Source organism: Burkholderia sp. MS455 (assembly GCF_016899445.1).
In the GTDB taxonomy this organism is placed as follows: domain Bacteria; phylum Pseudomonadota; class Gammaproteobacteria; order Burkholderiales; family Burkholderiaceae; genus Burkholderia; species Burkholderia pyrrocinia_C.
In genome coordinates, this window is sequence record NZ_CP041777.1 from 898,908 (window position 1) to 924,409 (window position 25,502).

19 protein-coding genes are annotated in these 25,502 nt (G+C 68.3%); all 19 read right to left on the reverse strand.

All coding sequences use genetic code 11. The features are described from left to right. Positions 1–6 precede the first annotated feature (6 nt). Complete coding sequence (locus FPJ27_RS03795) at positions 7–1,479, reverse strand: S8 family serine peptidase (RefSeq protein WP_204420888.1); 1,473 nt, start codon at positions 1,477–1,479, stop codon at positions 7–9. Then, positions 1,476–2,297, reverse strand: a complete 822-nt coding sequence (locus FPJ27_RS03800; RefSeq protein WP_072443950.1) for a hypothetical protein — start codon at positions 2,295–2,297, stop codon at positions 1,476–1,478. The genes FPJ27_RS03795 and FPJ27_RS03800 overlap by 4 nt, the downstream gene beginning before the upstream one ends. Next, positions 2,294–2,557, reverse strand: coding sequence for a hypothetical protein (locus FPJ27_RS03805; protein ID WP_072443952.1), 264 nt, complete (start codon positions 2,555–2,557; stop codon positions 2,294–2,296). The genes FPJ27_RS03800 and FPJ27_RS03805 overlap by 4 nt, the downstream gene beginning before the upstream one ends. Next, positions 2,554–3,636: a hypothetical protein gene (locus tag FPJ27_RS03810; RefSeq protein WP_204420889.1), complete on the reverse strand. Its 1,083-nt coding sequence runs from the start codon at positions 3,634–3,636 to the stop codon at positions 2,554–2,556. The genes FPJ27_RS03805 and FPJ27_RS03810 overlap by 4 nt, the downstream gene beginning before the upstream one ends. Before the next feature lie 70 nt (positions 3,637–3,706). After that, positions 3,707–7,471, reverse strand: coding sequence for an N-acetylmuramoyl-L-alanine amidase (locus tag FPJ27_RS03815; protein ID WP_239483138.1), 3,765 nt, complete (start codon positions 7,469–7,471; stop codon positions 3,707–3,709). Between the two features lie 9 nt (positions 7,472–7,480). Then, a complete protein-coding gene (locus tag FPJ27_RS03820) occupies positions 7,481–7,888 on the reverse strand; it encodes a DUF3467 domain-containing protein (RefSeq protein ID WP_204420890.1) in 408 nt (135 codons plus the stop codon). A 161-nt stretch (positions 7,889–8,049) separates the two neighbouring features. After that, positions 8,050–8,952, reverse strand: coding sequence for a sigma-54 dependent transcriptional regulator (locus tag FPJ27_RS03825; protein ID WP_239483139.1), 903 nt, complete (start codon positions 8,950–8,952; stop codon positions 8,050–8,052). 609 nt (positions 8,953–9,561) lie between these two features. Continuing rightward, positions 9,562–10,575 carry a hypothetical protein gene (locus tag FPJ27_RS03830; protein WP_204420892.1) on the reverse strand — a complete coding sequence of 338 codons (1,014 nt, stop codon included), beginning with the start codon at positions 10,573–10,575 and terminating at the stop codon, positions 9,562–9,564. Between the two features lie 414 nt (positions 10,576–10,989). Continuing rightward, positions 10,990–11,268 carry a hypothetical protein gene (locus tag FPJ27_RS03835; RefSeq protein ID WP_204421259.1) on the reverse strand — a complete coding sequence of 93 codons (279 nt, stop codon included), beginning with the start codon at positions 11,266–11,268 and terminating at the stop codon, positions 10,990–10,992. 542 nt (positions 11,269–11,810) lie between these two features. After that, the gene (locus tag FPJ27_RS03840) at positions 11,811–12,683 is read right to left on the reverse strand and encodes an IclR family transcriptional regulator (protein ID WP_204420893.1); all 873 of its coding nucleotides are present in this window, start codon (positions 12,681–12,683) and stop codon (positions 11,811–11,813) included. Between the two features lie 104 nt (positions 12,684–12,787). Next, positions 12,788–14,083, reverse strand: a complete 1,296-nt coding sequence (locus FPJ27_RS36260) for a polysaccharide pyruvyl transferase family protein (RefSeq protein ID WP_239483140.1) — start codon at positions 14,081–14,083, stop codon at positions 12,788–12,790. Between the two features lie 45 nt (positions 14,084–14,128). Continuing rightward, entirely contained in the window at positions 14,129–15,349 is a 1,221-nt protein-coding gene (locus FPJ27_RS36265) for a glycosyltransferase family 4 protein (RefSeq protein ID WP_239483141.1), read from the reverse strand. Further along, complete coding sequence (locus FPJ27_RS03850) at positions 15,346–17,727, reverse strand: DUF4838 domain-containing protein (protein WP_239483142.1); 2,382 nt, start codon at positions 17,725–17,727, stop codon at positions 15,346–15,348. The genes FPJ27_RS36265 and FPJ27_RS03850 overlap by 4 nt, the downstream gene beginning before the upstream one ends. Continuing rightward, a complete protein-coding gene (locus FPJ27_RS03855) occupies positions 17,727–18,554 on the reverse strand; it encodes a glycosyltransferase family 2 protein (RefSeq protein WP_034185023.1) in 828 nt (275 codons plus the stop codon). Before FPJ27_RS03855 ends, FPJ27_RS03850 begins: the two co-directional genes overlap by 1 nt. Positions 18,555–18,621: 67 nt before the next feature. Further along, the gene (locus FPJ27_RS03860; RefSeq protein WP_072443972.1) at positions 18,622–19,692 is read right to left on the reverse strand and encodes a glycosyltransferase family 1 protein; all 1,071 of its coding nucleotides are present in this window, start codon (positions 19,690–19,692) and stop codon (positions 18,622–18,624) included. 3 nt (positions 19,693–19,695) lie between these two features. After that, positions 19,696–20,532 carry a glycosyltransferase family 2 protein gene (locus FPJ27_RS03865; RefSeq protein WP_072443974.1) on the reverse strand — a complete coding sequence of 279 codons (837 nt, stop codon included), beginning with the start codon at positions 20,530–20,532 and terminating at the stop codon, positions 19,696–19,698. Beyond that, positions 20,529–21,755, reverse strand: coding sequence for a hypothetical protein (locus FPJ27_RS03870; RefSeq protein WP_239483143.1), 1,227 nt, complete (start codon positions 21,753–21,755; stop codon positions 20,529–20,531). Before FPJ27_RS03870 ends, FPJ27_RS03865 begins: the two co-directional genes overlap by 4 nt. Beyond that, positions 21,752–23,281, reverse strand: coding sequence for an oligosaccharide flippase family protein (locus tag FPJ27_RS03875; RefSeq protein WP_204420894.1), 1,530 nt, complete (start codon positions 23,279–23,281; stop codon positions 21,752–21,754). The genes FPJ27_RS03870 and FPJ27_RS03875 overlap by 4 nt, the downstream gene beginning before the upstream one ends. Beyond that, the gene (locus tag FPJ27_RS03880; RefSeq protein ID WP_204420895.1) at positions 23,265–25,496 is read right to left on the reverse strand and encodes a polysaccharide biosynthesis tyrosine autokinase; all 2,232 of its coding nucleotides are present in this window, start codon (positions 25,494–25,496) and stop codon (positions 23,265–23,267) included. The genes FPJ27_RS03875 and FPJ27_RS03880 overlap by 17 nt, the downstream gene beginning before the upstream one ends. Between the last annotated feature and the right edge of the window lie 6 nt (positions 25,497–25,502).

Consider the following 25,502-nt stretch of genomic DNA (forward strand, 5'->3'; position numbering starts at 1 on the left):
CACAAGTCAGCCGTCGTCGGCACTGCCTTCCTTGCCCGCGCAACCGTCGTCGCCCGCCGCTTCGTACGCATCGATGCGGCCGGACAGCGCCTGCAGCGCCGCCGCCGCATCGAGAATGCCGGCGCCGCAGCCGTCGGCCGCGCCGGGCGCGAACGGGCGGGCGGTGGCGACGAGCAGATCGCGCACCGTCGCGCCGTCGAGCGGATAGGCGCGGCGCTGCGCATACGCGACGAGCAGCGCCGCGGCGCCCGCGACGAACGGCGCGGCGAAGCTGGTGCCGGTTGCAAGCTGATAGGCCTCGATCGCGCTCGTCAGCACCCGTTCGCCCGGTGCGCACAGCGCGACGTGCGGGCCGCGCGTCGAGAACGGGGTGGGCCGTCCGTCGTCGCCCACCGCACCGACCGCGATCACCTGCGGGTAGGCGGCGGGCCAGTAGCGGGTGACGCTGCCGTCGTTGCCGCTCGCGGCAACGAGGATGCAGCCGCGCGCGGCGGCATACGCAATCGTGTCGGCATGCGGTTTCGGGCGGTTGGCGGCGATCGTCGCATCGTCGGTGCCGAAACTCATGTTGACGACCTTGGCGCCGAGGTCGACCGCCAGCTTGAGCGCGCGGTCGAGGTCGGCGATCGCGCCGAGCCCGACCGCGTGCGCCTTGCCCGGCAGGCGGGCGGCCGCCAGCGCGCGCATCGGCAGGATGCGGCAATCGCCGCCGAGTCCGCGCGGCATCGCCACGCCCTCGGCGGCGATGATGCCCGCGCAGCCCATGCCGTGGCCGACGAAGCGGTCCTCGGGAAAATCGCCGCGATGGCCGTGGCCGCTCAGCAGCTGCACGCCCGGCGACAGATCGCCGGGCTCCAGCCGCACCGTGTCGGCGCCCGCGCGGAACGCGTGGGCGAATTCGGGATGCCGGCGGGCGATGCCGCTGTCGATGAGGCCGACCGTGACGCCGCTGTCGCCCCGCTCGATCGCATGCGCGTCGGCCATGCGCACCAGCGCGCGGGCATCCTGCGCGAACCGCGCGGCCGGCGGCACGGGCGCCAGCCGGCCGGGCGCGTCCATCGGCACCATCGCCACGTAGTTGGGCGTCACGCTCTCCACGCTCGCGAGCTGCGCGAGCGAGTCGCACAGCGCCCCGATCGGCGTGCCGGCCGGCACGCGCAGCAGCAGCGTGCGGGCCATGCCCGTCGTCTGTTCGACCGCGTCGTAACCGTGGTGCGCCTGCCCGGGCACCCAGCGCCCGGCCAGCGCGCTGAACGGGCGCACCGCGAGGAAGCGGCCGGCGAACGCGACCACGATGCGGTCGACCGGGCCGCCGTCGATGCATTGCGCGGCGGCCAGCGCGCCGCGCGTCACGTCGCGGATCGACGGCACATGCTCGGGCGCTTCGCCGAGCGCCAGCTTCAGGAGCAGGCTGGTCGGCAGGCTGAACTGCCGCTCGCCGGGCGACGCCCACGGCGTGCCGAGTGCATGGATCGTCATGGCCGCGTCTCCTCCTGACCGGGAACGGCGGCCAGGGTCATCGGCCTCGCGGCGGGCGCCGGCGGCGGCGCGAAGGCGCTCAGGTCGAACGCCACGGCGGCGGCATGCCGGCTCGTCGGCGACACGGCGAGTTCGCCGGCCCACTGGTCGTGACCGGGCGCGAGCAGCAGCTCGTCGTCCGCCGATTGCAGCACGGCGACCGGGCGATTGCCGATCCGCACCAGCGGCGCGTGCCCGCCATTGACGAGATTGCGCCCGACCACGCGCAGCAGCGGCGACGCATCGGGCAGCGCATCGGTGGCGGGCGCCACGGGCTCGACCCGCTCGACGCTCGGCGCGGACGCCCGATCGAGCGCCCGGCGCAGCCGGTCCACGGACAGGTTGGTGACGCGGCCGATCGCATGCACCATGTCGCGCTGCTCGGCCTGCCGGAATTGCCTGACCGTGCGCACGCCGGCCCATTCCAGCCGCTTGCGGTCCTCGGCCGAGAGTTCGTCGCCCAGCGCGTCCAGCGGCTGGTCCTTGCTGTCCTCGGACAGCGCGATCGCGTTCTCCTCGATCGCCGGCCGCGTGATGGTCGTGAAGACGAGATGGAAGGTGCTGCTGTCGCTGTCGCCCGGGCCGGCGGGGCGAATCCAGACCTCGCTTTCGACGAATTCGACATGGGCGCGCAAATCGAGGTTGACGTCCTTGATCGCGAAGGTCAGCGGCAGGTTGAGGTTGCGCGCCTTGATCGCCATCGCCGCCTGCGCGTTGTCGAGCTGGCTCTGCACGGCCTGGATGAAATCCTCGAGGCGCAGGCTGGCGTTGCTGTTCATTGCCCCGCTCCGCCAGCCGGCACGGCTTCAAGGACGATCACGAGCCGCGCCGGCTCCGGATCGAAGGCCGTGCGGGTCAGGAACTGCGGCAGGTCGCCGACCAGCTCGATGCCGCCGGCGCCGCGCGCGACGCGCAGGTCGAGCGGCAGCTCCATGGCCAGCGAGCGCACCTGCAGCCCCTGCGCCGCACCCGCGGTCAGCAGTTCGGCAACGTCGGCAAACGCGCCCAGCGTCTCGCCCAGCGGCCGCTGCGAAATCATGCCGGTTCTCCTCGAGTGGATGCGGGCGCAGCCGGAGCAGCGGGCGCGGCGGGTGCGGCCGCCGCCGGCCCGGCGACCGGCGCAGGCGTCGCCGCGGGCGCGGGCGCCGCAACCGGCGCGGCAGGCTGGGCAACCGTCGCGGCCGTCGGCGCCGGCGGCGCGATCCGCGCGGCGGGCCGGCTGTGCCGCTCCAGCAGATTGCGCGACGCCTCGTCGACGAAACGGTCGAGCGGCAGTGTTTCCGACGCGAAATTGATGCTCACCTTTCCGGTCAGCGTCGCCTTGAGATCGGTATCGGTTTGCGCGTTGACCGCAACGGTCGAGACCGTGGTGACGACGTCGCCCGACGTCCCCCGTCCGCCCCAGGTCGTCTGTCCCGACGACGGGTCGTTCGACGTCGCATACTGCACGGCGGCCCGATCGCGCGCCTTGGCCTGGAAATTGAGGCTGGCGGCGATCGTCCCGTCCTTGACCACGACACGCTGCATGCCCAGCAGCACCATCGTCGACAACGTCGACAGCCGATGTTGCGCGACGCGCTCGCGGGCGCGGGGCAGCACCACCGATTCGAGCATCTGGGCGTCGAACGCGCCGTCGGCGGCGCCGAAATCGGCGAGCCACGCGGGCGCGGGCGCCGCGTCGTCGTCGCCGGGCCGGACCACCGGCGCGAGACGGTATTCGCCGCCGTCCTGCACCAGCGTCACGTCGTGCGGATACTGCTCGACCAGCCACGCGCGCGCCTGTCCGTCGGTCACGTTCTCCTGCGCGAACTGGTCAAGCGGCTTGGCCACCGCGCCGACCAGGTCGGCGAAACTCTCGACCTGCTTGATCGAGCTGTCGACGATCGCGTCGTACGTGCCATGCACGAGGCTCGCGACGAAGGTCGGAAAATCGATCGCGTCGGCCAGTGCCGCCGCACGCCGGCCGATGGCGTCGGTCGCCTTCTCCTTGGGAGACGCCGACGCGCCCGGGCCGCCGGCCGGCGTCGCTTGCGGCAACGCGCCGTCCTGCCTGCCCGGGTCGCTCGATCCGGAGCCGTCGACGATCTCGCGGCCGAACGCGTCGCGAGCGAGCGCCATCGCGGGCGTTACCGCGCCGCGTGGCGGCGGAGGGGGAATGTGGCGGGCCATCGCGCGTGTCCCTCAGGGGTCAGGCGGGCTGCAATTCGCGCGCCGCGGGTTGCGTGCCGCTTGCCGGGAGCGGCGCCGCGCCGTCGGCGCCGTGCACGGTCTGGAAGCGGCCGTCGCCGTTCAGCGCCACCTCGGTCACGCCGATCTGATCCTCCTCGCCGGCATGCCGGAACGTGGTGGTGATGCGCAGCTTGACGCTCGCCCGCTCGGGGGTGCCGGAACCGCGGCCGATATCGGCGCGCACGAGCGCGCTCCAGCCGTCGAGCATCTGCCCGTCGCCCGGCGAAATCGCGACGTCGCCGACCGCGCCGCCCTGCCACGCCCAGTCGATCGTCACCGGCGCCGACGTGCGGCCGCTCGGCCCGTCGATGTACGGCCAGTCGTCGAGGGCGATGCGCTGACCGGTCATGCGCGGCTGGCCGGCGCCGCCCGCCAGCGCATTGGCCGGCTGGACCAGCCCGGCCAGTTGCGCGAGATCGTAGCTGCGCCCGTCGCGGCTCTCGGTGCGCCGGGTCAGGCTCACGCCGAAGCCGAATTCGCCGCCCGCGGCCGGCGGCTCGACGCCGAGCGCGTAGCCGGCGCCCGCCGCGCTGCCGCGATTGATCAAGTGGCCGAACGTGCCGCCCGCATGCATGAGCTGGATCACGCCGATGCCGGCCGCGGCCTCGTATTCCGACACGAAATCCTCGTAAGTCATGATGTAGCGGCTGCCGGTCGCGTGGGTCGGCGGCAGGGTCCGCGCGCCGGGATGGCCCGGCGTGCCGACCACGCGGTCCAGCGGATCGGTGATCCGCACGAAATACGCGTCGCCGCTGCGATACATGCCCGTCACCACCACCGCATGGAAGAAGTTGACCGGCGCGCGCACGACTTCGGCGACCCAGATCGGCCCGTTGGCCTCGAGCAACCGCCGAAAGCCTTCGGGCGCGAAGCACGCATTGGGTTCGACCGTGAGGCTCGACGCCCCGGCGAAGACCGCCACCTCGGCCGGCTTCAGGCCATCCTGCATCTGGCGCTCGAGGCTGATGCAGCGCGCGAGCAGCGCCGGGTCGACGCTCTGGTTGTCGCGCCAGCCGATCACCATCGACGCGGCCGTTGCCCAGCACCCCATGTCGGTAGGCTGCGGGGTCAGCTGCACCTCGTCCCAGTTCACCGTCCAGTCGTCGGCGCCCAGCGCGCGCGCGGTGCCCGGCGCGACCGACAGCGACTGGCCGATGCCGAAGAAGCCGCGGCTCGGGATCGGCGCCTTCAGGTGACCGACATATGCGAGCGTTCCCGGGGCCATCGTGCCGGTCGACAGGCTGGCGAGATCGCCCGGCGGCACCCAGTGCGGCGGCACACTGACGATCGGCTTGCCCGCATCCTGGAAGGACTGGGCAACCAGTTGCGAGCAGAAGAAGTTGTCGGTGTCGGCGCCTTCGCCGAGCTCGATGCGGCCGACGAAACGGCGGCAGCGCTCCGCCGCGTCGCCCGACAGCAGTTCGCACGCGTGGCGATCGATCAGGTAGCCGCCGCAGCGGACCAGCCCGACATAGTTGAAGCCGCGATCGAGGTAGCGCGCGGCGGCATCGGCAACCTGCCGCTTCTGCGTATCGGTCAGGCCCGGCACCCGGAACGCGACCGCGAGGCGCGCGTCGGCCAGCGCATCCGCGAGCGGGCGCAGCTGGACCCCGCCGGGAATCGCCTCGATCACCTGCCCGCCTTGCCCGACATAGAGCATCGCATGGCTGACCTCGGCGCCGGAGCCGGCACGAATGACGCCGGAGCCGGGATTGCCGGTGGTGCTAAGAATGATGTCGCCGATCTCCAGCGCATCGGTGCCGATCGACAGGCCACCGACGCCCGGATCGAGCGGAATGTCGTCGCCGAGGCCGCGGGCGGCGAGCCCCAGCGCCTGGCCGGCCGACTGCGGCTGGCAGGTGCGGCTGTTGACCAGCCGCATGAAGTAGTCCCAGTCCCAGTTGCCGTCGGGGCACGCGGTATGGCCGGTCGACGTGTCGGCCTCGCGATGGCCCATGATCGTGGTGCGATTGATCGGCAGCTGATACTTGTCGCACAGCGACGCGACCAGCGCCGCCGAGGTTTCGTACTGGAGCGGAGTCGGCGCCAGCGCGTCGAAATGCTGGACGGTGCCGTTGCGACGCGGGTAGTCGGCGCCGCCGCGCTTCACCGCGATATGCTCGATGCCGATGCTGCGCTGGTTCGAGCCCTTGCAGTGCCACGCCGTATCGGCCTCGGAGACGAACTGGACGACTTCGCCCGCCTGCCCGACCAGGTAATGCGAACTCACCTTGGACGCGGCATTGGTGAAGGTATTCACCACGTGCTGCACGGTGGGCACGTCGGCGATGTGGATGACGATGCGGTCGATCGTCCTGCTGCCGCGCCCCTCGTCGAAATTCGGGCTGGCCGCGGTGCGCGTGACGAGACTGTTCTCGCGCGCACCCAGCGCCAGCGCACTGGCCGTTGCGGCCGGCTCGGCGGCCGCGTCGTCGTCGCTGTACGGCGGCGTATCGATGCCGTACGCCTCCGGGTCGTCGCTCAGGCTGCGCGACCACGCGAGCGACGACGAGGTGGCGATCGTGCCTGACGCGGCGCGCGAGACGCCGACGAAGATGCTCACCGGGCTGCCGACGCTGACGCCGGCCGACAGCGTGACGCCGACGAATTCGTTGCGGGCGTTGAACAGCGCCGAGATGCCGCCCGCCGGGGCTTCGCCGATCATCACGCCCACGGACGTGCCGGCGCCCGCGAAATCGTCGATATGCCCGCGCAGCAGGCTGATCTGCCCGGTGACGCTCGCCGACACGATGAAGCCGAAGTCGAGCTCGCCCGCCGCGAAGGCGCCGATGTCGTCGCCATTGGCGTCGAAGATGAGGCCGACCGAGCCAGAGCCCCCGGCTTCCCGCCCGGCGCCCGCGCCCGCGCCGATCGAGACCGACAGGCCGTTGCGCATCGCGACCGGCAGCAGCAGCAGCAGCGATGCGGTGGCCGGATTCGCGCTCAATATCGCGCGCAGCGCGGCCCGCTCGACGGTCGATAGCTTGCGCGGCCGCGGCCAGGTAAAGCCGCGGCGCTCGCCGGCAATGCGGAAGTCGGCATCGTCGCCCATCCCCTGCGAGACGGGCGCCGGCGCGGCGGCGGGCGCCGGTGCCGGCGCAGGGGGGATCGCTGCGACCGGCGCGGCGGCGTGCAGCGGCGGCAGCGGGCCGAACCCGTCGTCGTAGTGGACGTCGTGGTGTGGCGCAGCAGCCTCGACGCCCGGCTGCGGCGCGGCGGAGACGGCTGCCGGCGCGGCGGGCGCCGGCACGGCGGTGGCACCCGGCCGGGTGCCGTCGCCCGCCCAGCTCAACAGCGGGCTCCTGACGCCGGCCCCCCCGCGAGTCGGGAACATGAGGACCCTGCGCAACCCCCGGTCGCTGAGCCCCGACAGCGACACGTAGGGGCTGTCGGCATGCGGCAGGACGTCCACCGTCCACGCGTCGGCATCGGGCGACGCGGCGGTGGCGAGACCGAACCACAGCCGGCCCGCGCCCGTGAAGCGCGCCAGCACCGCCGGCGGCACCATGAACACCGCTTCGCCGCGCGGGATCGCCAGCAGGCCGTCCTCGCGGCTGGTGTAGAACGTCGACGACGTGCGGCCTTCCTTGCGCACGAACAGCTCGGGATCGGTGGCGATCACCAGTTCGGCGACGCACGGCGCGTGGCCGACGCGAATCGTGAAGCCCAGCATCGGGAAGCGGTCGGTCACGACCATGCGGTTGGGATGGAGTTGCGCTGCCATGTCGTGTCCTCAGCTCTGGTTTTGATCGGGCTCGTCGCGACGGCCGCCGAGCATCGGCTTGCTGCGCGCATCGATCGCGCGCTGTTCGAATTCCTGCGGGGGAAGAATCGCCAGATCCGGTTCCGGTTCGGCGATGTCGGCAATGTCGGGGATGTCGTGGTGCGTCGCTTCGAACTGGGCGATCGAGTGCGCGAGCAACTGTGCCAGCAGCTTGGCGTGAACCGGGCTGACCGCGATGCGGCTCATCAACTGGACGTTGCCGGACTGCGGCTCGACCTGTCCGGTATCGATCAGGAACTCGAACGCGTTATGCCCGACCTCGAAATAATTCGCATAACTGGCAAGCAGCGGCCGTGGCTGGCCGGCCGGCTGCGCCGGGTCCGGCGGGGCATCCTGGAGTGGCTCGATGACGTGCACGACGGCCTCCTTGCATGGCGACGGGCGGTCTGTCCGTCGATCTTCGCAAGGAGCGGGCCAACCCGCGCGCGCTGACGCAAACGCATGATTTGCCGTGGAATTTCCCGGCCGGACCGGAATGCGTGAAGGCTGCCGGGCTGTACCATGTGACAGCCGCGCTGTCACACTGATGCAGTGTTGCCGCCGTCCAGGTTGTACTTGGCCAGCTTGCGGTACAGCGTCATGCGCGACCAGTTCATCTGGCGCGCCGCTTCCATCTTGTTCCAGTTGGTCTGGCGCAGCACCGAGACCAGCCGCTCGCGCTCATGTTCGCCGGCGGAAAAGTCCTGCACGAACAGGCGGCGAAACGCCGGCGGCAGGTCGCCCAGCCCGAACGGGCGCCCTTCCGGCGCATCGATGAACAACGCCTCGACCAGGTTGCGCAGCTCGCGCACGTTGCCCGGCCACCGGTAGTGCCGCATGCATTCGAGCAACGCCGGATCGGGCTGTCCCACCCGCATCGCACGCCGCTGGTTGTGTTCGGCGACGAAGTGATCGACGATCGACGCGATGTCCTCCGGACGTTCCCGCAGCGGCGGTATCTCGATGCGCGCGACGTTCAGGCGATAGAACAGATCGGGGCGGAAACGGCGTTCGGCGACCAGGTCCTCCAGTCTTTCGTTGCTGGCGGCCACGATCCGGACATCGACCGCGCGTCGGCGCAGCGAGCCGACCGGCATCACCGTGCGGTCTTCGAGCAGGCGCAGCAGCTTGGCCTGGACGGCGGGCGGCATCTCGCTGATTTCGTCGAGGAACAGCGTGCCGCCGTCGGCCTCGACGAAGCGGCCGGGAAACGCGTTCTGCGCGCTGGTGAAAGCGCCGCGCTCGTGGCCGAACATCTCGGATTCGAACAGGCTGTCGGGCACGGCGGCGCAGTTGACCGCGATGAATGGCTTGCCGGTGCGGGCGCTGAGACGATGGACGGCGGCGGCGACGCGCTCCTTGCCGGTGCCGGTTTCGCCGGTCACCAGCACCGTCGTATCGGTCCGCGCGACCTTCGCCAGATAGCGGCGCAGGTCGGTCATCGCCGGGCTCGTGCCATGCAGCCCGAGTGACGTCGCCTGAATGCTTCCGGTCGTGCTCATGCGCGCGCCGTTCGGCTAGCAAACCGCTGACGGGTTATGCGCAGCCCCGATTTTCATCGCCACTTCCCCCCGCTGGATATTGAGGAACAAGGCAACCATCCTCGATGGCGATTGTCGGCACGCGTTTAATTAGTACTTGGCGATGCGTATTGAATGGATGACCGCGTGTCCCGGCGCCGGCTGATAATCAGTGTAGTGTCATTATCGATATACGTACAACCTGCCGGCTACCGGCGCTTGCGCACGAAATGCCGGCCGCCAATGCGCCGGCGCAAAAAGCGAACAGGCCATTTCACGCTTTTTTCATAACGGGATCGAATGCGACGAGCCCCGACGTTTCTTCGTGAATGGCGCAGTAGATCCGCGAAACGGCGCGCTGCATGGACGGGTGGCCGTCGCGTCGTATCCGGAAAGCAGCGCATCGCCGGCCCGATGTTCCGGAGCAATCGCGTTCGTACGTCTTCGTCCTGAAAATCCAGTGCCATCGGCCAGCCCATGACTGACGCGAAGTCGGCAGAATTATCAGGATTCCTGCACGGCAACCCCGCCTCAGAAATTGTGGGCCAATCCGATCATGAACATGTCCTGGTCCGTGTTGTTGCCGGTCGCGACACGGTTGAAGCGAAGATTCGCAGTCCAGTCCTTGGTAAATTCATAGCCGATCTGCGCGCTGAAAAGCGCGGCAAGCTTCATCCGGTCAGACGGCGCACTCTTGTCGTATGCAAGATAGGGGCCGATTCCGGCACTGAGACTCCATCTGCTCAAGATCGGCGCAATGTACCAGAATTGGGCTGCGACGCCCCTTCTGGCAGCGACGTCGTTGACGCCCTCGTAAACGAAGCTTGCCGAATATGCCCAGGCATTGCCGATCGGCCGTTTGAGTTCGACCAGGTAACCCTTCTGGATCGGAACCCTCGGCCGGTTTGTTTGCGAGGTTCCGGTCCAGACGCTCAGCTGAGTCCTGCCGTCGGAAAACGACGGATGAGGGTCGCCGCCGAATCCCGAGCCGATGCCGAACAGCACCGTATCGGATGAGTGGCCGCCCGCCATCTGAACACGGTTGTACTGCGCCTTGAGGTAGATGCCGTTAGGCGTGAGCTCGTAACGCAACGCAGCCGACGCGCGGATCCCGAGACGCTTTTCGTTGCGCGCCTCATCGCCGACGTGTGTCGTATTCATGCTGAAATACGGGCCCGCCGCAAACTCGAGCGCCGCCCTCCCGCCAAGCGGCAAGCGCGCCGCGCCGAGCAGCGCGAAACCGTCGCGATGGTTGTCCGTCGGATGGCCTTCGTTCAGGTAGGCGACGAAAACCGACGCGTAATCGTTCAGTGCCTGGCCAAAGCCGATTTCGTAAGCGCGCCAGTGCATGTTGCCGCCCTCGCTCGCACGGCCATTACCATAAACGGCGTACGCGTCGAGTGTGCGTTGCCCCGGGCCGAGCCCACTCGACGGGTTCGGCGCGCCTTCGTCGGCATTCGCAAAACCCGCAGCAGCCAAGCCAACGGCGGCGGCGGCGGCGGCGGCGAAAGCAAAACGGAAGCGAACATCAGAGTGTTTTCCCATTCCGGCACGCTCCAGCAATGACAATGGCAACAAACCAGAGAATCGGATCGCGCCGCGATTTGCGGGCGCCGGTACCCCTGGCGCCTTATCGCGCTAGCCGCGAGCGTTCACGCCTGGCCACCTCTCCAACGACCGCCAGCCATTACCGCCTGGTGGCCGGTGCTGCCGGCTCGACAGCGCGCCTGATGGATGTCGAGGTTGCTTTGGGCGACCTGGACCGCCTGTTGGCCAGTTCGTTGCAGTATTTCGCAAAGCGCGTTTGGCGGCAATCGTCGAATCCAGCGGCACGCTGGCGGCCTCGGAGCCGGCGGTCGCACTTTTCGCGACGTCCGCCACCAGCGTCCTGACTAATCGATTCGCATTTACCGGATCGTCTTTTCTAGACGCCGCGAGCGATCACGCAGCGTATGGCCGTCACGTGCCGGCGGCGAGACGCGGGCCCGCGCCAAGCGGAGTGAACTCGGCTTCAGGTTGCGGCGACGGCAGCGCGTGTACCCAAGGATCGATGCCCTGCTGCTGCACTTCTTCCAGAAACGCAACGCGCGTGCTCCAGTAGCTTGCTCGCAATTTCGCATCGATGACACGCTGCTCGGCAGCGAACAATTCCATGCGAGCAGTCACCAGCATCGACGCGGCGGTTTTTTCCGGTGTCGGGGCGTAACGCATCGCCCAACGGCTGATCCAGTTCACCATGCTGCCCCCCGTAAAAACAAACCGACCTGGATCGGGCAATCGCGAGCGGCCGCGCGCCTGTCTCGATGCATCGCGGCCGCCACCAAACGCCACCACCCAGGTTCCAGGCGCCATCGACACCCCCTATCGATGTCGATCGCCGCGGCATGCGCGCGCGGTTTACCTATCCTATGAATACTTTCCGGTTTGCGCGATACGGGTTTGCATCCTTCGACACGTTTCATTCTTGAATCCGTGCATCGCACATGCAACTGTTCATTTCTATAAGCAATCGAGTTTTTTCGCAACGGAGGAACAGGCGGCGCATCGTCGATCGTGCGCACATTGGCATTGCGGTGGCGCATTGCCGCCGCTTGGCATGCCGCAAGGGGCTGCGATGGCGACGGTGCGGGTGCCGGGAGCCAATACCGGCGCGGCTTTTCGTTCCGGCCCTTGAGATTCGATTTCCATCGTCCGGGTGCGGACACACCTGAATCGCCCCACCCCGTATCGCGCGTTATCGCACGCGCTGGCCCCACGCCGCACGAATCCCCGCGATTCCCTCACCCCGCCCGACGCGCAGTCCGCGCCGGCTCGCGCGACGGCATCTCGACCGCAGATTGCATGAACCGCTGATCGACCGTCGCGGAGATGCGCTGTGCCGTTTCGCACAGCGCGACGCCGATCTGCCTGATCGACATCTCCCCGGCTTCTCCCGATAGCGCCAGGTACGGGCAAGCGAGGATCGCGATCGCCGAGCCCGACTTGTCGACGATCGGCGTTGCGATATCCGTGATGCCGGGAATGCGCTCGTTCGGGCGGCAGATATAGCCGTCGCCCCGATGGGTCGGCAATGCGTCATCGCTGCGTTGCCGGTTCCACGACTCGACATCGTGCCCGATGTTCCGGAGCAATCGGGTTCGCACGTCTTCGTCCTGAAAAGCCAGGTACATCTCTCCCACGGCACTGCCGTGCAGCGGAACGCGCGTGCCGACCCGGACAGCGAGGTTCCATTCCGTTTCAGCGCCGGCCGTTGCGATGACAACCATCGTGTCGCCGTCGAATACCGTCAGGTAGCACGACTGGACAGTCTGCAATGCGAACTGCTGCAGGAGCGGCGTGACAAGCGCGCCGAGCGATCGTGTCGGCGCATGATGCTGTCCGAGAAAATAAAGCTTCATGGTCAGCGCGTAACGGTCGTAACGATCCACCCTGTAGATGTATCCCCGCTCCTCGAGCACCTGCATCATCCGATACAGTTCGCTCCGGCTGCGCTTCAACGCGCGGCAGATGTCCGCCTGCGCCATGCCGAACTGGCGATCGACGAGCAACTCGAGAATATCGAGGCCCTTCTCGAGCGCCGGCGCACGATAATGCGCTTTTTTCTTGAGCCCCGAACTGTCGGGATCAACCGGATCTTCGTTTGGATTGCGCATGTGAAACGATGCCTCTGGAATTCAGCTCACTTGAGTCACGCCGGCATGACCGCGCGCGTCATGCGGCGCTGCTGCGAATGCGGGAAAAATATCGCGGAAACCGCTCACGAAGGCCGGATCGCATGGATCACGCCGCGCAGGTTTCTGGATGACGCCTCCGTTACGCGCGGCAGCGCGGCGCGCACCTGGTTGCGCAGTTGCGGAAGCGCCGACACGAACCGGTCCAGTACCGCCGCCAGATGCGTGGAGCGCATCGCTTCCTCGGGCTTCAGCAAGAAGCTGTCCGACAGACCGAAATGACTGAAGAGCCCATGGAACTTGTCCTGATAGGTCAGCGCGGCGACCGGCACACCCATGCCAAGACTGGCGATCGCCAGATGCATGCGCCCCGTTACCACGCCGTCCACCTGCCCTGAAATGGCCTTCAGTTCCGCCGCCGACATCCTGGTGCGCGGGTAGCAAAGCCGCTCGCCCATCGTCGCGGCCAATGCGCGATGCAGCGGCTCGAGGCAGGTATCGTCGCCGTCCCGGCCGCGATAGTCGTGGGACAGCAGCACGATGCTGATCCGATGAAGCTTCGCGAGTTCGCGAATGGCTGCCTGTGCCGACGCGACCAGCGCCGCGATATCGTCGTCGCTGGCCCGGCGGATCAGCATCGGGTGAAGGTTGAATGCGATCACGATGTCGCCGGCCGCACGGCGCGATTCGACCCACGCGGCCGTGCCCCTGACGCAATCGGACGAATCGTCCGGCCGAAGCATGAAGGCGGAATCCGCCACGAGCTCCGCGCTCGCCGAACTGAAACGCCTGAATCGATCGAGCGAGACGCCGTCGCGAACGTTGACCAGCAGCCGGGCGTCGATCCGGTCGAAAGCATGCTTCAACTGCCGATACGGCAAGCGATTGAAGCTGAAGCCGAGAATCGTGCCGGGCACGCCGCGCCTGACCAGCAGATCCGCCGTTGCCAGCAACCTCAGCGACGTCATGGGCGAATAGTAGCCGTCCATCACGTCGGCACCGATGACGACCACCGCGCTGGGTCGCAGCGCGGCAAGCCGTTCGACCGTGTCCGTCAGGCGCCATGGCTCGTTCCATGCGTCGACCGCATGCAAACCGAGCTGCGTCGCGGCGTCCGCTGCCGCGGGCGTAGCCGTGACGACCGACACCTTCAACGCGCCGTTCGCCTGTCGCAACCGCTCGACGACCGCGCGCAGCATCGCTTCATCGCCTTTCGAGCCGACCAGCGTCCACGGATCGCCCGGCAGTATCAGCAGATGGGCGCCGCACGCGCCGTCGTTTTGCGGGGCGCCCCGGGAGGCCTCGCGACGCCATTGCATCGTCAATCGCTTGACATACAGCCACACGCGAAGCCGCTGCTTCAGACCGGCCAGTTTGGACATGTTCGATTCTCCTGGGTGATTCGATGGTTTCGACGGCTGCATTCGTCAGGCCTCCGCGGCGACGGGCGGCCGCCGCCGGAGCGTGTCGCGAAGCACGCGAAGCTGCGTTTCGTGCCAGGCTTGCGCGGACTCGCGCGCCGCCGCACCCTCGGCGATACGATGCGCGCGGTCCGTCGCGAGCCGGACGACCGCATCCGAAAAGCCCTGCGGATCGCCGTCCCGCACGACCGTCACCCCGCGCAGGTCATGCTCGCCAAGGCCGCGCGCGCCCGTTCGGGTGCTGACGATCGGCACGCCGAGCGACATGCTTTCGAGCAGCTTGATGTTGATGCCCGTGCCGAGCAGCATCGGATTGATCGAGATCGGTGCGATCGCGAATGCGTCGCCCAGCTCGGCGACGGGGCCGTGCTTGACGATGTTCGGCCCGTCAGGGACGGCCGCGGCAATCGTGCCGGCCAGATGCACGCGAAACGCCGGCAGCCGGGCCACGATATGCGGCAGGATTTCGTCGACGAAGTATTTGACGGCATCGCGATTCGGTTGGTTGTCGCTGCCGAGGAAGGTCGCGTCGGCATGCCCGGCACAGTCCACCTGCGGCGGAAACGCCAGCAGGTGACTCAGCACCGCGACCGCCGGGGTGTCGCCGCTGCCGAGGCGCGCCGCCAGCAGGTCGCCCTCCTCGGCCTGGATGGCCAGCGCGACATGCGCGCGGCGCAATCCGTCGCACTCCCGTTGCGGCGGAATCGAAAACATGTAGCGCTTCGCACCGGGGCGGCCGATGAACGGCACATGCCGGTCCGCAAAGATGTCGTGCGTATCGATGACCTTGACCACCGTATCGGGAAACGCATCCAGCGCGCGCGAATAGAACACGTATTCGACGAACACGGCATCGAATGCATGGCGGTGCTGCAGCGCGCGCAGCTGCCCGGTAAAGCGCTCGCTGAACAATTCATCGAGCCCCGTGTAGTACGCATGCCGGCTGCCGGCCGCTTTCGCGGCGAGACGACGCGCCAGCCAGGCCACCCGCTTGGCGCGATACAGCGCAAGCGAGAGGCCCGCGCGGCGCAATATCGACACGCGGTCGGCACCGAACTCCCGGCGATGCGCGTCAAGGTCCATGCCGCCCGTCTGGCGCGATTCCAGATAGACGAAATGCACGTCGCAGCCGAGCGATTTGATCGCCCGCGCGAGATTCAGCACGCGACTGCGATTGCCGGCATTGACGGGAAACAGCGGAATGGGCGAAACGATGGCAACTTTCATGAGGCGTTTCCTTTGAGCGGAACCGGCGGCAGCGTGCCGCCCGGCGCACCATGACGAATGGCGATGAAGGTGCCGACGCGCACGGACTGGCCTCGCGCGAATCCGACGCCGTGGACATAAATGCCTTTCTCGTGATCGGCGTCGTACGCGAACGGGCCGCCCGGGACAGGCAGCCATCCGAATCGCGCGTCGTCGAGCGTGCGCGCCGGCGTGTCGGTGCGCAGCGTCATCGGCGGGTAGGCGCCCACCCGCACGGCCGCAGCGCCAGCACCACCCGCACCGCCGCCTTCCGGCACACGCACCGACGCGTAGAGATCCCAGCGCCCGTCGCGCGGCAGCTTGTCGAGCTTGAGCTGGACTGCCCAGACGCCGGAATCGCCGCGTATCGCTATCGCGGCGCCGTCGAGTGCCGCGGGGTCGGCCACCACGCGCGCGCTGTCGTAGAGATTCACGAGCGAAACATCGATCGCGCGCCAGTCGCTGTCGGCGAGGCCCGCCACGAGCGGCGGCGCAACGACGGGATGGCGGTCGAGATCGAGCAATGCGCCGAGTGCCGCGAGATTGCCGCTTTGCCGATACTGACGAACGCCCGCGGCCGAGATCGCCGCATCGAAACGCGCGCGCCGCCCGCGAATATCGAGGTCCCAGCCTTCCTGCGCGGCACGCGCCGCGTAGCGGTCGCGCAGCGCCAGGATCACGAAATCGAGCGGCATGCGCGCCTGGCGAACGCGCGCGCTACGCACGGCATCGCCGTCGACGGCACGGGCGGCCGCATCGAAATCCCGCTCCGACTCGCGGACGAAGTCGTACGTGTACATCGACATGCCGACCGGCGTCTGTTCGGCCAGCACGTCGCCGCTCGCGCGTAGCGCGGCGTGCATGCGATCGATGTAGCGGACGACGGCCGGAGCCGCCGCGCCGTAATAGGCGTCGCAATATTCGCGGACGAGCGTGCGCGGGTCCGCGGTCGGCGTCCAGAGCAGCCGGGCGATCAACCACACGCGCAGGCTCGCGAATTCGCCGCCGCGCGACTGCCAGTCGCCTTCCGCGAAGTAGCCGTCGACGCTCGGCAACGTGGCGAGCCACGCGATGCTGCGGCCGATCGGATAGAGATTCGGCGTCGGCTGTATGTAGCCGCCGAAGTTCACGACGTGATCCCACACGGTAACGTGCCGCGCGATGTCGCTCCATTTGCGCAGACCGTCGCGCAGCGATGCATTGCGGCCCTCGTTCAGCGCGACGCCGTAGTCGACCTGGATCGTCATCGGATACACGCGAACGTAATCCGGAACCTGCATGCCGTCCGGCGGCGTGAAGCCCCAGTGATAGGCCGGCATCGCGAAACGCGCGCCGGGAACCTCCTGCCGGACCCGCGCCGCCACGTCCCGCACCATATCGAGAAACGCCGCCGACGGCGCACCGCCATGCGCGTCGGCAAACGCGCGGCTGGCTGCGTCCAGATCCCAGCCCCAGTCCATGTCGCGGATGCCGAACCAGATGCGGGCCGGGTCGGGCTGCCGCTTCAGGCGCTTCACGATCCCGGCCGCCATCGCGGCGCGGACGTCGGCCGACATCATCGCGAGTTGCCCGCCGGCATACCACTCGGGATGCGCGGCCGCATACCGGTCACGCGGCACGAGCGTCCAGAAATCCGCATCGCCGTCCCGCGCGAGCCAGCTGCGATCCCACATGTCGATACCGGGCGGGGAGGCGCGATACGACGTGCCGTGCGACTCGCCGTTCAGCAGGTTGTGCGCGCGGAACGGCTTGTCCTCCCCTTCCGCGCTCAACACCTCCCGATACGCGAAGCGCGGAACCTGCCGGACGGGCGCCGCGTCGACGCGCAGCTCGGCCTGTTGCGGCACCTCGGTCGCATCGGGCGCGAGCCACTTCACGCCGAGCTTGCGGTCGAGCCACCAGTACGCGCCGAACAGCGTGCCGCGCGGGGTGTCGCCGGCCACGACGAGGTCGTCGCCGCTGCGGCAGACGACGAAGCCGTCGCTGCCGAGCGGCGCCGCGTGTGCCGACCGGCATCGTTCCGCCGCATGCTCGCCGCCGACGACAATGGCCGGCGTGCGGTCTTGCCCGTCGTCCGACACGGCGAACGACGCGCCGCTGATCCGCGACAGGTAGTCGGCAATCTCGTCCGCCGCATGTCGCGTCACGGCATCCGTCGCACCGGCACGAACGAGGTAGCGCGCGACGCCATCCCGCGCGAGCAGCACGCGCGGCGCCGACACCGGGGGCTTTCCGGCGACGACGTTCGCGTCGTGCGGCGGCCGCACCGGCTGCGCGCAAGCGCCGCCGCGCGCGGCCATCGCGCACAATGCGACAGCCGCGGCACGCACGACGACACGAACCGGCGCGGCAGGCCTCATTACCGTGCGATCCGCGAGATGCCGGGCGGCAACGACAGCGGCACGTGGAACTTGCGGTAGAACCGCCACAGGCTGCGCAGATGATGCCGCCCCGCTCGCGACACGGGGCTCGCCGCCGACTGTCGTTGATGATCGTGCACGAGCGTGACGCCCGGCATGCCGAGCACCCGATAGCCGGCCAGCCAGGTCCGCGCGCACAGATCGACATCCTCCATGTACAGGAAATACGATTCGTCCATGCCGCCGAGGGACTCGAACAGGTCGCGCCGCACGACGAATCCCGTTCCCATCACCCATTCGGCATCGAACGGGTTGCCGCACGACCATGCATCGATCATCAGGTGCTGGTTCATCCGCGCACGAAAGCGGCCCGAGCGGCCAAGCGCGGTGCGTCGCGCGACGATGTCGAGCCAGCTGTAGAACCGTCGCGCCGAATACTGGCGCCGGCCGTCGGGGTACTGCAGGTCGAGCCCGACGAGCCCGGCCTCCGGCCGTGTCTCGAACAGCTCCAGCACTTTCGCCAGCCCGTTCTCGCTGAAACGCGTATCGGGATTGACCACCAGCACGTAGTCGCGCCGACAGGCGGCCATGCCGAAGTTCACGCCGGAGCCGAAGCCGCGATTGCATGCGGCGCGCAGCAGCCTGACGCCGCGCGGCAATGCGTGCCGCAACCGCGTGTACGAGTCGTCCGGCGACGCATTCTCGACGACGACGATGTCGTCGGCGAGTGCGACGCGTAACGACGTCAATGACGCCACGCATCGTATCGTCAGGTCGGGCGTGCCGTAATTGACGACGATGACGCTGATTCTTCCTTCGGTTTCCATCGTGATACCCCGCGCCGTGGTGGATTGTGTCGGCCGGTTTGCCCGGCTCTGTTCGTTGACGTGCGCGTCATGCCGACGCGCCGACCTGCTCGACGAGCCGCCAGAACGTGCGCGCCGATGTGTCCCAGTCGAACCGGCGGGTCTGCTCCCGGCCTCGCGCGACGAGCGCGTCTCGCCACACGGCCTCGGTGCCGAGCCGGCGCATGGCGACCGCGATGTCGACGACCGACAACGGGTCGACGAGCATCGCGGCGGTGCCCGCCACTTCCGGCATCGCCGACACGCTCGAGGTCAGCACGGGTACGTCGGATGCCATCGCCTCGAGGATCGGCAGGCCGAAACCTTCGTACTGCGACACGAAAGCGACGAACAGCGCGCCTCGATACAGTTTCGGCATCGCATCGTTCGGCAATACCCCCGCGAATACGAGGCCGTCCGCGCATCGGTGCCGCGAGGCGTGCGCAAGCAGCGCCGGGTCGGGGTCGCCGGTCAGCATCAGACGCACGCCGAGCGGCAACAGCCCGCTCGCGCCGAATGCCGCGATCAACCGGTGCAGGTTCTTGTAGTTGCGCCGGTTGCCCGGATAAAGCACGTACGGAAACGGATAGCCGAGCGTGTCGCGGTTGCGCCGGTATGCAGCGTCGGTCCCGTTGTGGATCACGTGAACGCGATCCGGCGGCATGCCAGACCAGCGGAGGAATTCGTCGCGCGTGAACTCGGACACGCAGACGATCGCGGTGCAACGCCGGTACAGCGGCCGGAGCACCGTGTCGTAGTAGAAGCGATGCGCGCGCGTATAGAAGTGGCGATGCGTGAGGTCGTGCACCACGACGACCGACGGGAAACCGGGCAACGCGGCCGGTACGAACCCGGGATTCCAGAACACGGCATTGCGGGCCGGCAGCCTCCTCAGCGCGCGGCTCAACGCGAGCGGCGACAGCGGGTGCGCGACACCGCCGCCGACCGCCAGCGGCTCGATGCGGACGGTCGACGGCGCGCGCTCGGCATAGGCCGCCATCACGTTGTGGATGCCGGTTCCAACCGGCCAGCGCGTGTCGGTATAGACGGTTAGACGCGCGCGCTCGGCACGCTCGGCACGGTCGGTGCATTCGGTCGAAGCGGAGAAGATCGTGCTCATCGTTCAATCCATCCAGCCAAGCAGTCGATGCGACGCGGCGATCCAGTAGTACTTCGCACGCCGGGGATTGCGGCGCACGCATGACAGCAGGCAGCCGGCGACAGGCCGCGCGATCATGTAAAGGACGTAGGCGAGCGGATAGCGATTGATGCGCAGCACATGCCCGAACCCGCGGTTGTAGCGCCGGCCGCGCGCATAGGCCTGCTCGTCGAGCACGGCGAGCGGCTCGGGATGATGGACACGCAGATGCGGGTCGTAATCGATCCGGCACCCCGCCTGCAGCGCGCGCACGAGAAAGTCGACTTCTTCCCCCGCTCCCCAGCGCGTGGTCGCGCCCACGCCGAGGTCCACGTCGAACTGTCCCGCCGCATGCACGGCAGACCGGCGCAGGAAGATCGTGTACGACGTCGCGCATACCCACACGTTGAAGCGGTTGACGGTCTGCCCCGAAGTCGCCCACCGTCCTTGCGACGGCCGGCCCGCGGCGTCGACGCTCATGCCCGTCACGCCGTCGAGCATCCGGTCGGCGGACAAGCGCGCCGCGACCGCATGGAGCGTCCCGGGCCGATACCAGCAATCGTCGTCGGGGAACCCGACCACGTCGCCCGTCACGGCCTTCAGGCCGACGTTCGTCGCCCGCGACTTGCCCTTGCCGGATCGCAGATGGACGATCGTCAGCCGGTCGCGATACCGGTCGACGATCCGCTCGACCCGGTCGTCCGGGTTCTGGTCGACGACGATCACTTCGAGGTCGGCATAGGCTTGCAGCACCAGCGAATCGAACATGCGCACGATCTCGTCGCTGCGGCCGAGCGTCGCCATGATGAGGGAGAATTTCATCGGGTAGGTCCGGACGGGAAAATGGATCGGGGCCGCAACACGCGCGGCGCGGCGCGCGCTTTCCGGCGTGCCGCCCGCGGAGCGAACGCGAACGACGCGAGATAGCCGACGAACAGGTATGACGTTTCGCTCTGGTGCATCGGGTTGATCAGCGACCATGCCGCGAGCGGCGCGAGCAACACCATCGCGCGCCGGCCCTGACCGAGGCCCGCAAAGAACACCGCCCACGCGAGCAGCCCGATCGGGCCGGCCACCAGCATCAGATCCAGCGGCGCGCAAAACACGGCGCTCGTGCCCTCGCCGAGCCCGCGGACGGCGACGGCCGAGTGCGAGAAGTAATGCTCGACGAAGCCGAAGCCGTGACCGATCCAGTCGCGGCCGACCAGCTTGATCGATTCCGTGAAGGCAAGCCCGCGCTCCTGTTGCAGCCGGACCTGAAGCTGGTCGCCGGTCAGTTCGCGCGTGAACATGTACAGATAGAAGGCCGCCCCGGCGGCCATCGTCAGCACTTTCGCGAAGAAATAGCCGCGCACCTGCAGCAGGATCACGATCGCGCATGCGATCAGCACCGTCTTCGATTCGCTCAGCAGCGTCACGACGAGTGCGAGCGCAACGAACTTCACGACGTCGGGAATGCGGCGCGGCGACTGCAGGAAACACGCGTAGGCGGTCAGGAAGAAAAACGCCGCGAACCAGTTGCGCTCCTTGAACGAACCGTGAATCGCGTTCTGCATGAAGTCGACTTTTTCGTACAGCACCGGGACGTCGAAATACTGCAGCGCGTACTGAAACGCCAGAAACCCCGCGATCGCGACATAACCGAACGGCAACGGCCGCGTGCGTGCCCGCGCGCCGTAATAGCGGCCGATCAAATAGAACGCCGGCATCACGAACCCGAATTTCACGATCTGCTCGGCCGCCTTGAAGCGCGGATAGCCGGACAGAAAGGTCGTCGACAGCGCCACGCCGACAAACAACGCAAAGGCCCAGATTTCCCATGCGCCGACGGGGATCCGGCGCCGCACCAGCAGCACCGGCAGCACGAGCACCGCGAACATCTGGCCCAGTTGCGCGCCGCCGATCTTCAGGAACTGGATCGAACTCAGCAGCAGCAATACGAGCAAGACCGCGTCCGCGAGATCGAAGCGCACATGCGGCCCGATCGTCGATACGCCGGACGACGACGCGCGTTGCCGCGGCACCTGCGGCGCGAGGCGGCTCATGTCCGGTTCCTCGCATCGCGCAATGCGCTCAGCATCGCCACGGTTTGCCGGGCGGCCTGACGACGCAATATCCAGGTCGCGCCGGCATAAGCGGCGCCGAAGCAAACGACCTGAAGCGGCAACCTGACCAGAGGCGATACGCCGCCGAGATACGCGCCAAGCCGCGATACGACCAGCGCGCAGCCGAGCGCAATCAGATACGGCGGCACCAGCCGCCCCAGCAAGCGGCGGGGATCGATCGACAGCTCGACGACGACGGCGCCGAAGCTGAGCGGCGTGATACACAGCACGGCGCCGACATACAGCCACGCCAGCCCCGCGACGTCGTGCGACGGCAGGCAGACCATCGCGCCCAGCACCAGGACGAGCTTGACGAACGTCAGCCACATCGCGACGTTCGGCCGGCCGCGCGCAGCCAGGAATGCGCCGTTGATGAACTGGACGGTCTGAATCGCGCCGAGCCCCATCAGCGGCGTCATGATCGCGGCGCTGTCGGCCCAGCGCGCACCGAACAGCACGATCGTGATGTCGCGGCTCGACACGGCCATCAGGACGAACAGCGGCGCCGCGGCCATCGCGGCCAGCCCCGTGACGTCGAGATAGGTAGCGGCCATTTTCCCGGCGTCGTGCGCGACACGCGACAGCACCGCGAGCGCGACGTCGGTCGCGGCGCGGCACAGCAGTTCCAGCGCCGTCTGATAGAGCTTCGCCCCGATCGCGTAGATGCCCAGCCCGGCCGCGCCGTACAGCGCGACGACGATCAGGTCCACCGTTCGCGTCGCGCACCAGTCGATCAGCCTCGACGCGACGACGTGCCCGCCGAAGCGCGCGATCGGCCAGAACGTCGACGCGTTGCGGCGGCCGCGCGGCCGCCAGACCGGTCTGCGCCAGAGCCAGAGCGCGGACACCGTCATGAAGGTCGCCGCCTGCGCGATCAGGCTCCACGCGCCGCCGCCCGCGATCGCCAGCGCGACCGCCACGGCGCCCGCGACGCTCACCGACACGAGTTGACGCATGGCCAGCGTCCTGAAATCCAGCCGCCGCTTGTACAGCCCCTCCTGGAACGAACTCGCCGAGCCGATCGGCACGAACGCGCACGCCACCCGCAGGTACGGCGCCAGGCCGGGTACGCCCAGCCACGTTTCGACGCGCCCGGCCAGCACGAACATCACGGCCGCGAGCACGACCGCCATGCCGATCGAACACGCGAACGGCCATTCGAGGTCGTCGTCGTGGAGCGATGCGCGCTGAACCAGCGCGTCGCTGAAGCCGCCCTCGGCGATCATCAGGACCAGCGACAGCGACAGCGTGACCGCGGCCGCGAGCCCGACGTCCGCCGGGCCGAGCCAGCGTGCGACCAGCAGATACGTGACGAGCGTGACGAGCTTGCCGCCCCACGCCTGCACCAGCGCCCACGCGAGGCTTCGCACCGTGCGCGCGCCGAGCCGCTCGCCGGCGGGCGATGCGCGGTCGCTCGCGGCGAGCAGCGCGATGTCGCGAATCGCTGGCTCAGTGCTCGGTTTCATACGCGTATTTCCCTTCGCCATACGCGCCGTAGACGGCCTGGCGCCGCGGCACGTCGTTCAGCACGACGCCGCTGATCGCGATGCCGGCATTGCGCAGGCGACGCTCCGCCTCGCGAATCTCCGGCATCGAACTACGGCCATGCCGGACGCACAGCAGCGTCGTCGCGCCGTGGCGGCCGATGGTCGCCGCATCGTGCAGCGCGAGGATCGGGGCCGTATCGACGATGACGATGTCGTAGAGACGCGATGCCGTGTCGAGCAGCATCTTGAAGCGGCCGTCGTTGAACAGCTCCGACGTGCGGGCGACGGCACCGCGCGCGAGCACGTCGACGCCGGCAACCGCCGATTTCTGGACGCCGCGCTCGAGCGTGCCGCTCGCGATCGCGTCGGGCAGGCCGGGCGCCGCCAGCAGCCCGAAGTGGCGATGCGACTGACCGCGGCGAATATCGGCATCGATCAGCAGCACGCGCTTGCCGCCCGACGCGAACAGCGAAGCCAGGTTCGCGCAGAGGAACGATTTGCCCGCACTGGGCTGCGGGCTCGTGACCATGATCACGTTGTGCCCCGACTCGGACATCGTGAACTGCAGCGTCGTGCGCAGGCTGCGGATCGCGTCGACGGTCACGTCCTCCGGAATTTCCGATGCGAGAACATGCGCGCCCTGTCCCGCATGCTGCTGGTTTCGCACGAGACGCCGCTGCTCCCGACTATGCGGCACCACCGCATAGACCGGTACGCCCAGTACCTGCTCGAGGTGCTCGGAATGTTCGACGCGGCCCCATACCGCCCGCTGTGCGAACGGGGCGGCGACGCCGAGGGCAATCCCGACACACAACGACAGCGCGACCAGCAGCAGGCGCCTGGGCTTGACCGGTTTCACCGGCAGGACCGGCAAGTCGACGGCGCGGACATTGCCGATCTCGCTTCTCCTGGCGATCTCGAGCTGTTGTCCGGTGTTCAGCAGGTTCGTATACAGCTCGGTGTTGACGCGCACGTCACGCAGCACGCCGAGGCCCTCCCGCTCCGTATCGGGCAACCTGGCTTCGAGCGCCTTCAGTTCCTTCGCCTTGCCCGCCAGTTCCGCCAGGTTGGCGTCGAGCGCCTGCACGGCCGGATGGCCGTCGGCGAACCGCGCGATCAGGTCGACACGCTTTTGCTTGAGTTCGAGCGTGCGCGTCTCGATGTCCACTTCCTGGCCGAGCAGCAGCTTGCCCTGTTCGTCGAGATCGACCGTCCCCGTGCGCGCGCGAAACGCCGCGTATTTGTCCTCCGCATCCTTCAGCGCTTTCATGACGGTCGGCATGCTGCTCTTCAGCGATGCCAGCGTCGCGGCGGCCTCCTCGCTCCGGTACTCCTTGTTCTGCTGGACGTAACCGTCGACCACGGCCCGCAGGATGTCCCGGATGCGGGTCCGGTCGTCGCCCTCGAGCGTGACGGTCAGGATGCCGGATTGCTTGGCCTTTTCCTCGACGGTCAGATCGTCCTGGAGCTGGGAGACCGCTTCGAGCTGCGGGATGCGCCTGAGCCGAAACGCCGTGCCCGGCCTGGCGTCGAGGGCGGCGACCAGCAGCGTCAGCGGCTGCGCCTTGTACTGCCCGTGCGCCGGCACGCCGACCTCGCCTTTCAGCACGACGTCGCCGTCCTCGTCCCTGACCACGTAGCGTCCGCCGCCTTCGGCGGTCACGTCGAACCAGAGCCCGTCCAGCGCGTCGATGCCGTCGTGGCTCTTCTTCCCGGCCGTCTCGAACGTGACGACGTCGAATCGCTCGCCGCCCCATGCAAACCGGGACAACCCCCAAAGCGGCCGCGCCACGCCGTCGTCCCGATAGCGACGAGCGACCCAACGGCCGATCAACGGCAAATAGCGCGGTTCGGCGATGAGGTTCAGATGCTGCTTCGTGACAACCGAGTCGATCACCATGCGCGCGCGCACGAGTTCGAGTTCGGCAGCGGTCGTGCTCCCGTTGTCGAGCAACGCCGCGATGTCGTGCAACGGCGAATTGCCCGCCGTGGTCGATTCGTTGACCTGGATCGTCGCGTCGACACGATAGACCGGCGTCGCGAATACGACATACAGCAGCCCCAGCAGGAACACGCCGGCCGCGATGCCCAGCACCATGCGCCACCGGGCCAGCACGATATCGACGTAGGACGAGAGGGGCGCGTCGTCGTACAACGCCGCGTCGTACAGCCGTGCTTCGGAAAGGTCTGTCATCGCAAA

Excerpts from the sequence above, each read along its gene's own strand:
- FPJ27_RS03800 (WP_072443950.1), bottom strand. The coding sequence starts at position 2,297 with ATGAACAGCAACGCCAGCCTGCGCCTCGAGGATTTCATCCAGGCCGTG.
- FPJ27_RS03870 (WP_239483143.1), bottom strand. The coding sequence starts at position 21,755 with ATGAGCCGCCTCGCGCCGCAGGTGCCGCGGCAACGCGCGTCGTCGTCC.
- FPJ27_RS03805 (WP_072443952.1), bottom strand. The coding sequence starts at position 2,557 with ATGATTTCGCAGCGGCCGCTGGGCGAGACGCTGGGCGCGTTTGCCGAC.
- FPJ27_RS03850 (WP_239483142.1), bottom strand. The coding sequence starts at position 17,727 with ATGAGGCCTGCCGCGCCGGTTCGTGTCGTCGTGCGTGCCGCGGCTGTC.
- FPJ27_RS03860 (WP_072443972.1), bottom strand. The coding sequence starts at position 19,692 with ATGAGCACGATCTTCTCCGCTTCGACCGAATGCACCGACCGTGCCGAG.
- FPJ27_RS36260 (WP_239483140.1), bottom strand. The coding sequence starts at position 14,083 with ATGTCCAAACTGGCCGGTCTGAAGCAGCGGCTTCGCGTGTGGCTGTAT.
- FPJ27_RS03810 (WP_204420889.1), bottom strand. The coding sequence starts at position 3,636 with ATGGCGCTCGCTCGCGACGCGTTCGGCCGCGAGATCGTCGACGGCTCC.
- FPJ27_RS03795 (WP_204420888.1), bottom strand. The coding sequence starts at position 1,479 with ATGACGATCCATGCACTCGGCACGCCGTGGGCGTCGCCCGGCGAGCGG.
- FPJ27_RS03880 (WP_204420895.1), bottom strand. The coding sequence starts at position 25,496 with ATGACAGACCTTTCCGAAGCACGGCTGTACGACGCGGCGTTGTACGAC.
- FPJ27_RS03875 (WP_204420894.1), bottom strand. The coding sequence starts at position 23,281 with ATGAAACCGAGCACTGAGCCAGCGATTCGCGACATCGCGCTGCTCGCC.
- FPJ27_RS03840 (WP_204420893.1), bottom strand. The coding sequence starts at position 12,683 with ATGCGCAATCCAAACGAAGATCCGGTTGATCCCGACAGTTCGGGGCTC.
- FPJ27_RS36265 (WP_239483141.1), bottom strand. The coding sequence starts at position 15,349 with ATGAAAGTTGCCATCGTTTCGCCCATTCCGCTGTTTCCCGTCAATGCC.
- FPJ27_RS03825 (WP_239483139.1), bottom strand. The coding sequence starts at position 8,952 with ATGACCGACCTGCGCCGCTATCTGGCGAAGGTCGCGCGGACCGATACG.
- FPJ27_RS03855 (WP_034185023.1), bottom strand. The coding sequence starts at position 18,554 with ATGGAAACCGAAGGAAGAATCAGCGTCATCGTCGTCAATTACGGCACG.
- FPJ27_RS03865 (WP_072443974.1), bottom strand. The coding sequence starts at position 20,532 with ATGAAATTCTCCCTCATCATGGCGACGCTCGGCCGCAGCGACGAGATC.
- FPJ27_RS03815 (WP_239483138.1), bottom strand. The coding sequence starts at position 7,471 with ATGGCAGCGCAACTCCATCCCAACCGCATGGTCGTGACCGACCGCTTC.
- FPJ27_RS03835 (WP_204421259.1), bottom strand. The coding sequence starts at position 11,268 with ATGGTGAACTGGATCAGCCGTTGGGCGATGCGTTACGCCCCGACACCG.
- FPJ27_RS03830 (WP_204420892.1), bottom strand. The coding sequence starts at position 10,575 with ATGGGAAAACACTCTGATGTTCGCTTCCGTTTTGCTTTCGCCGCCGCC.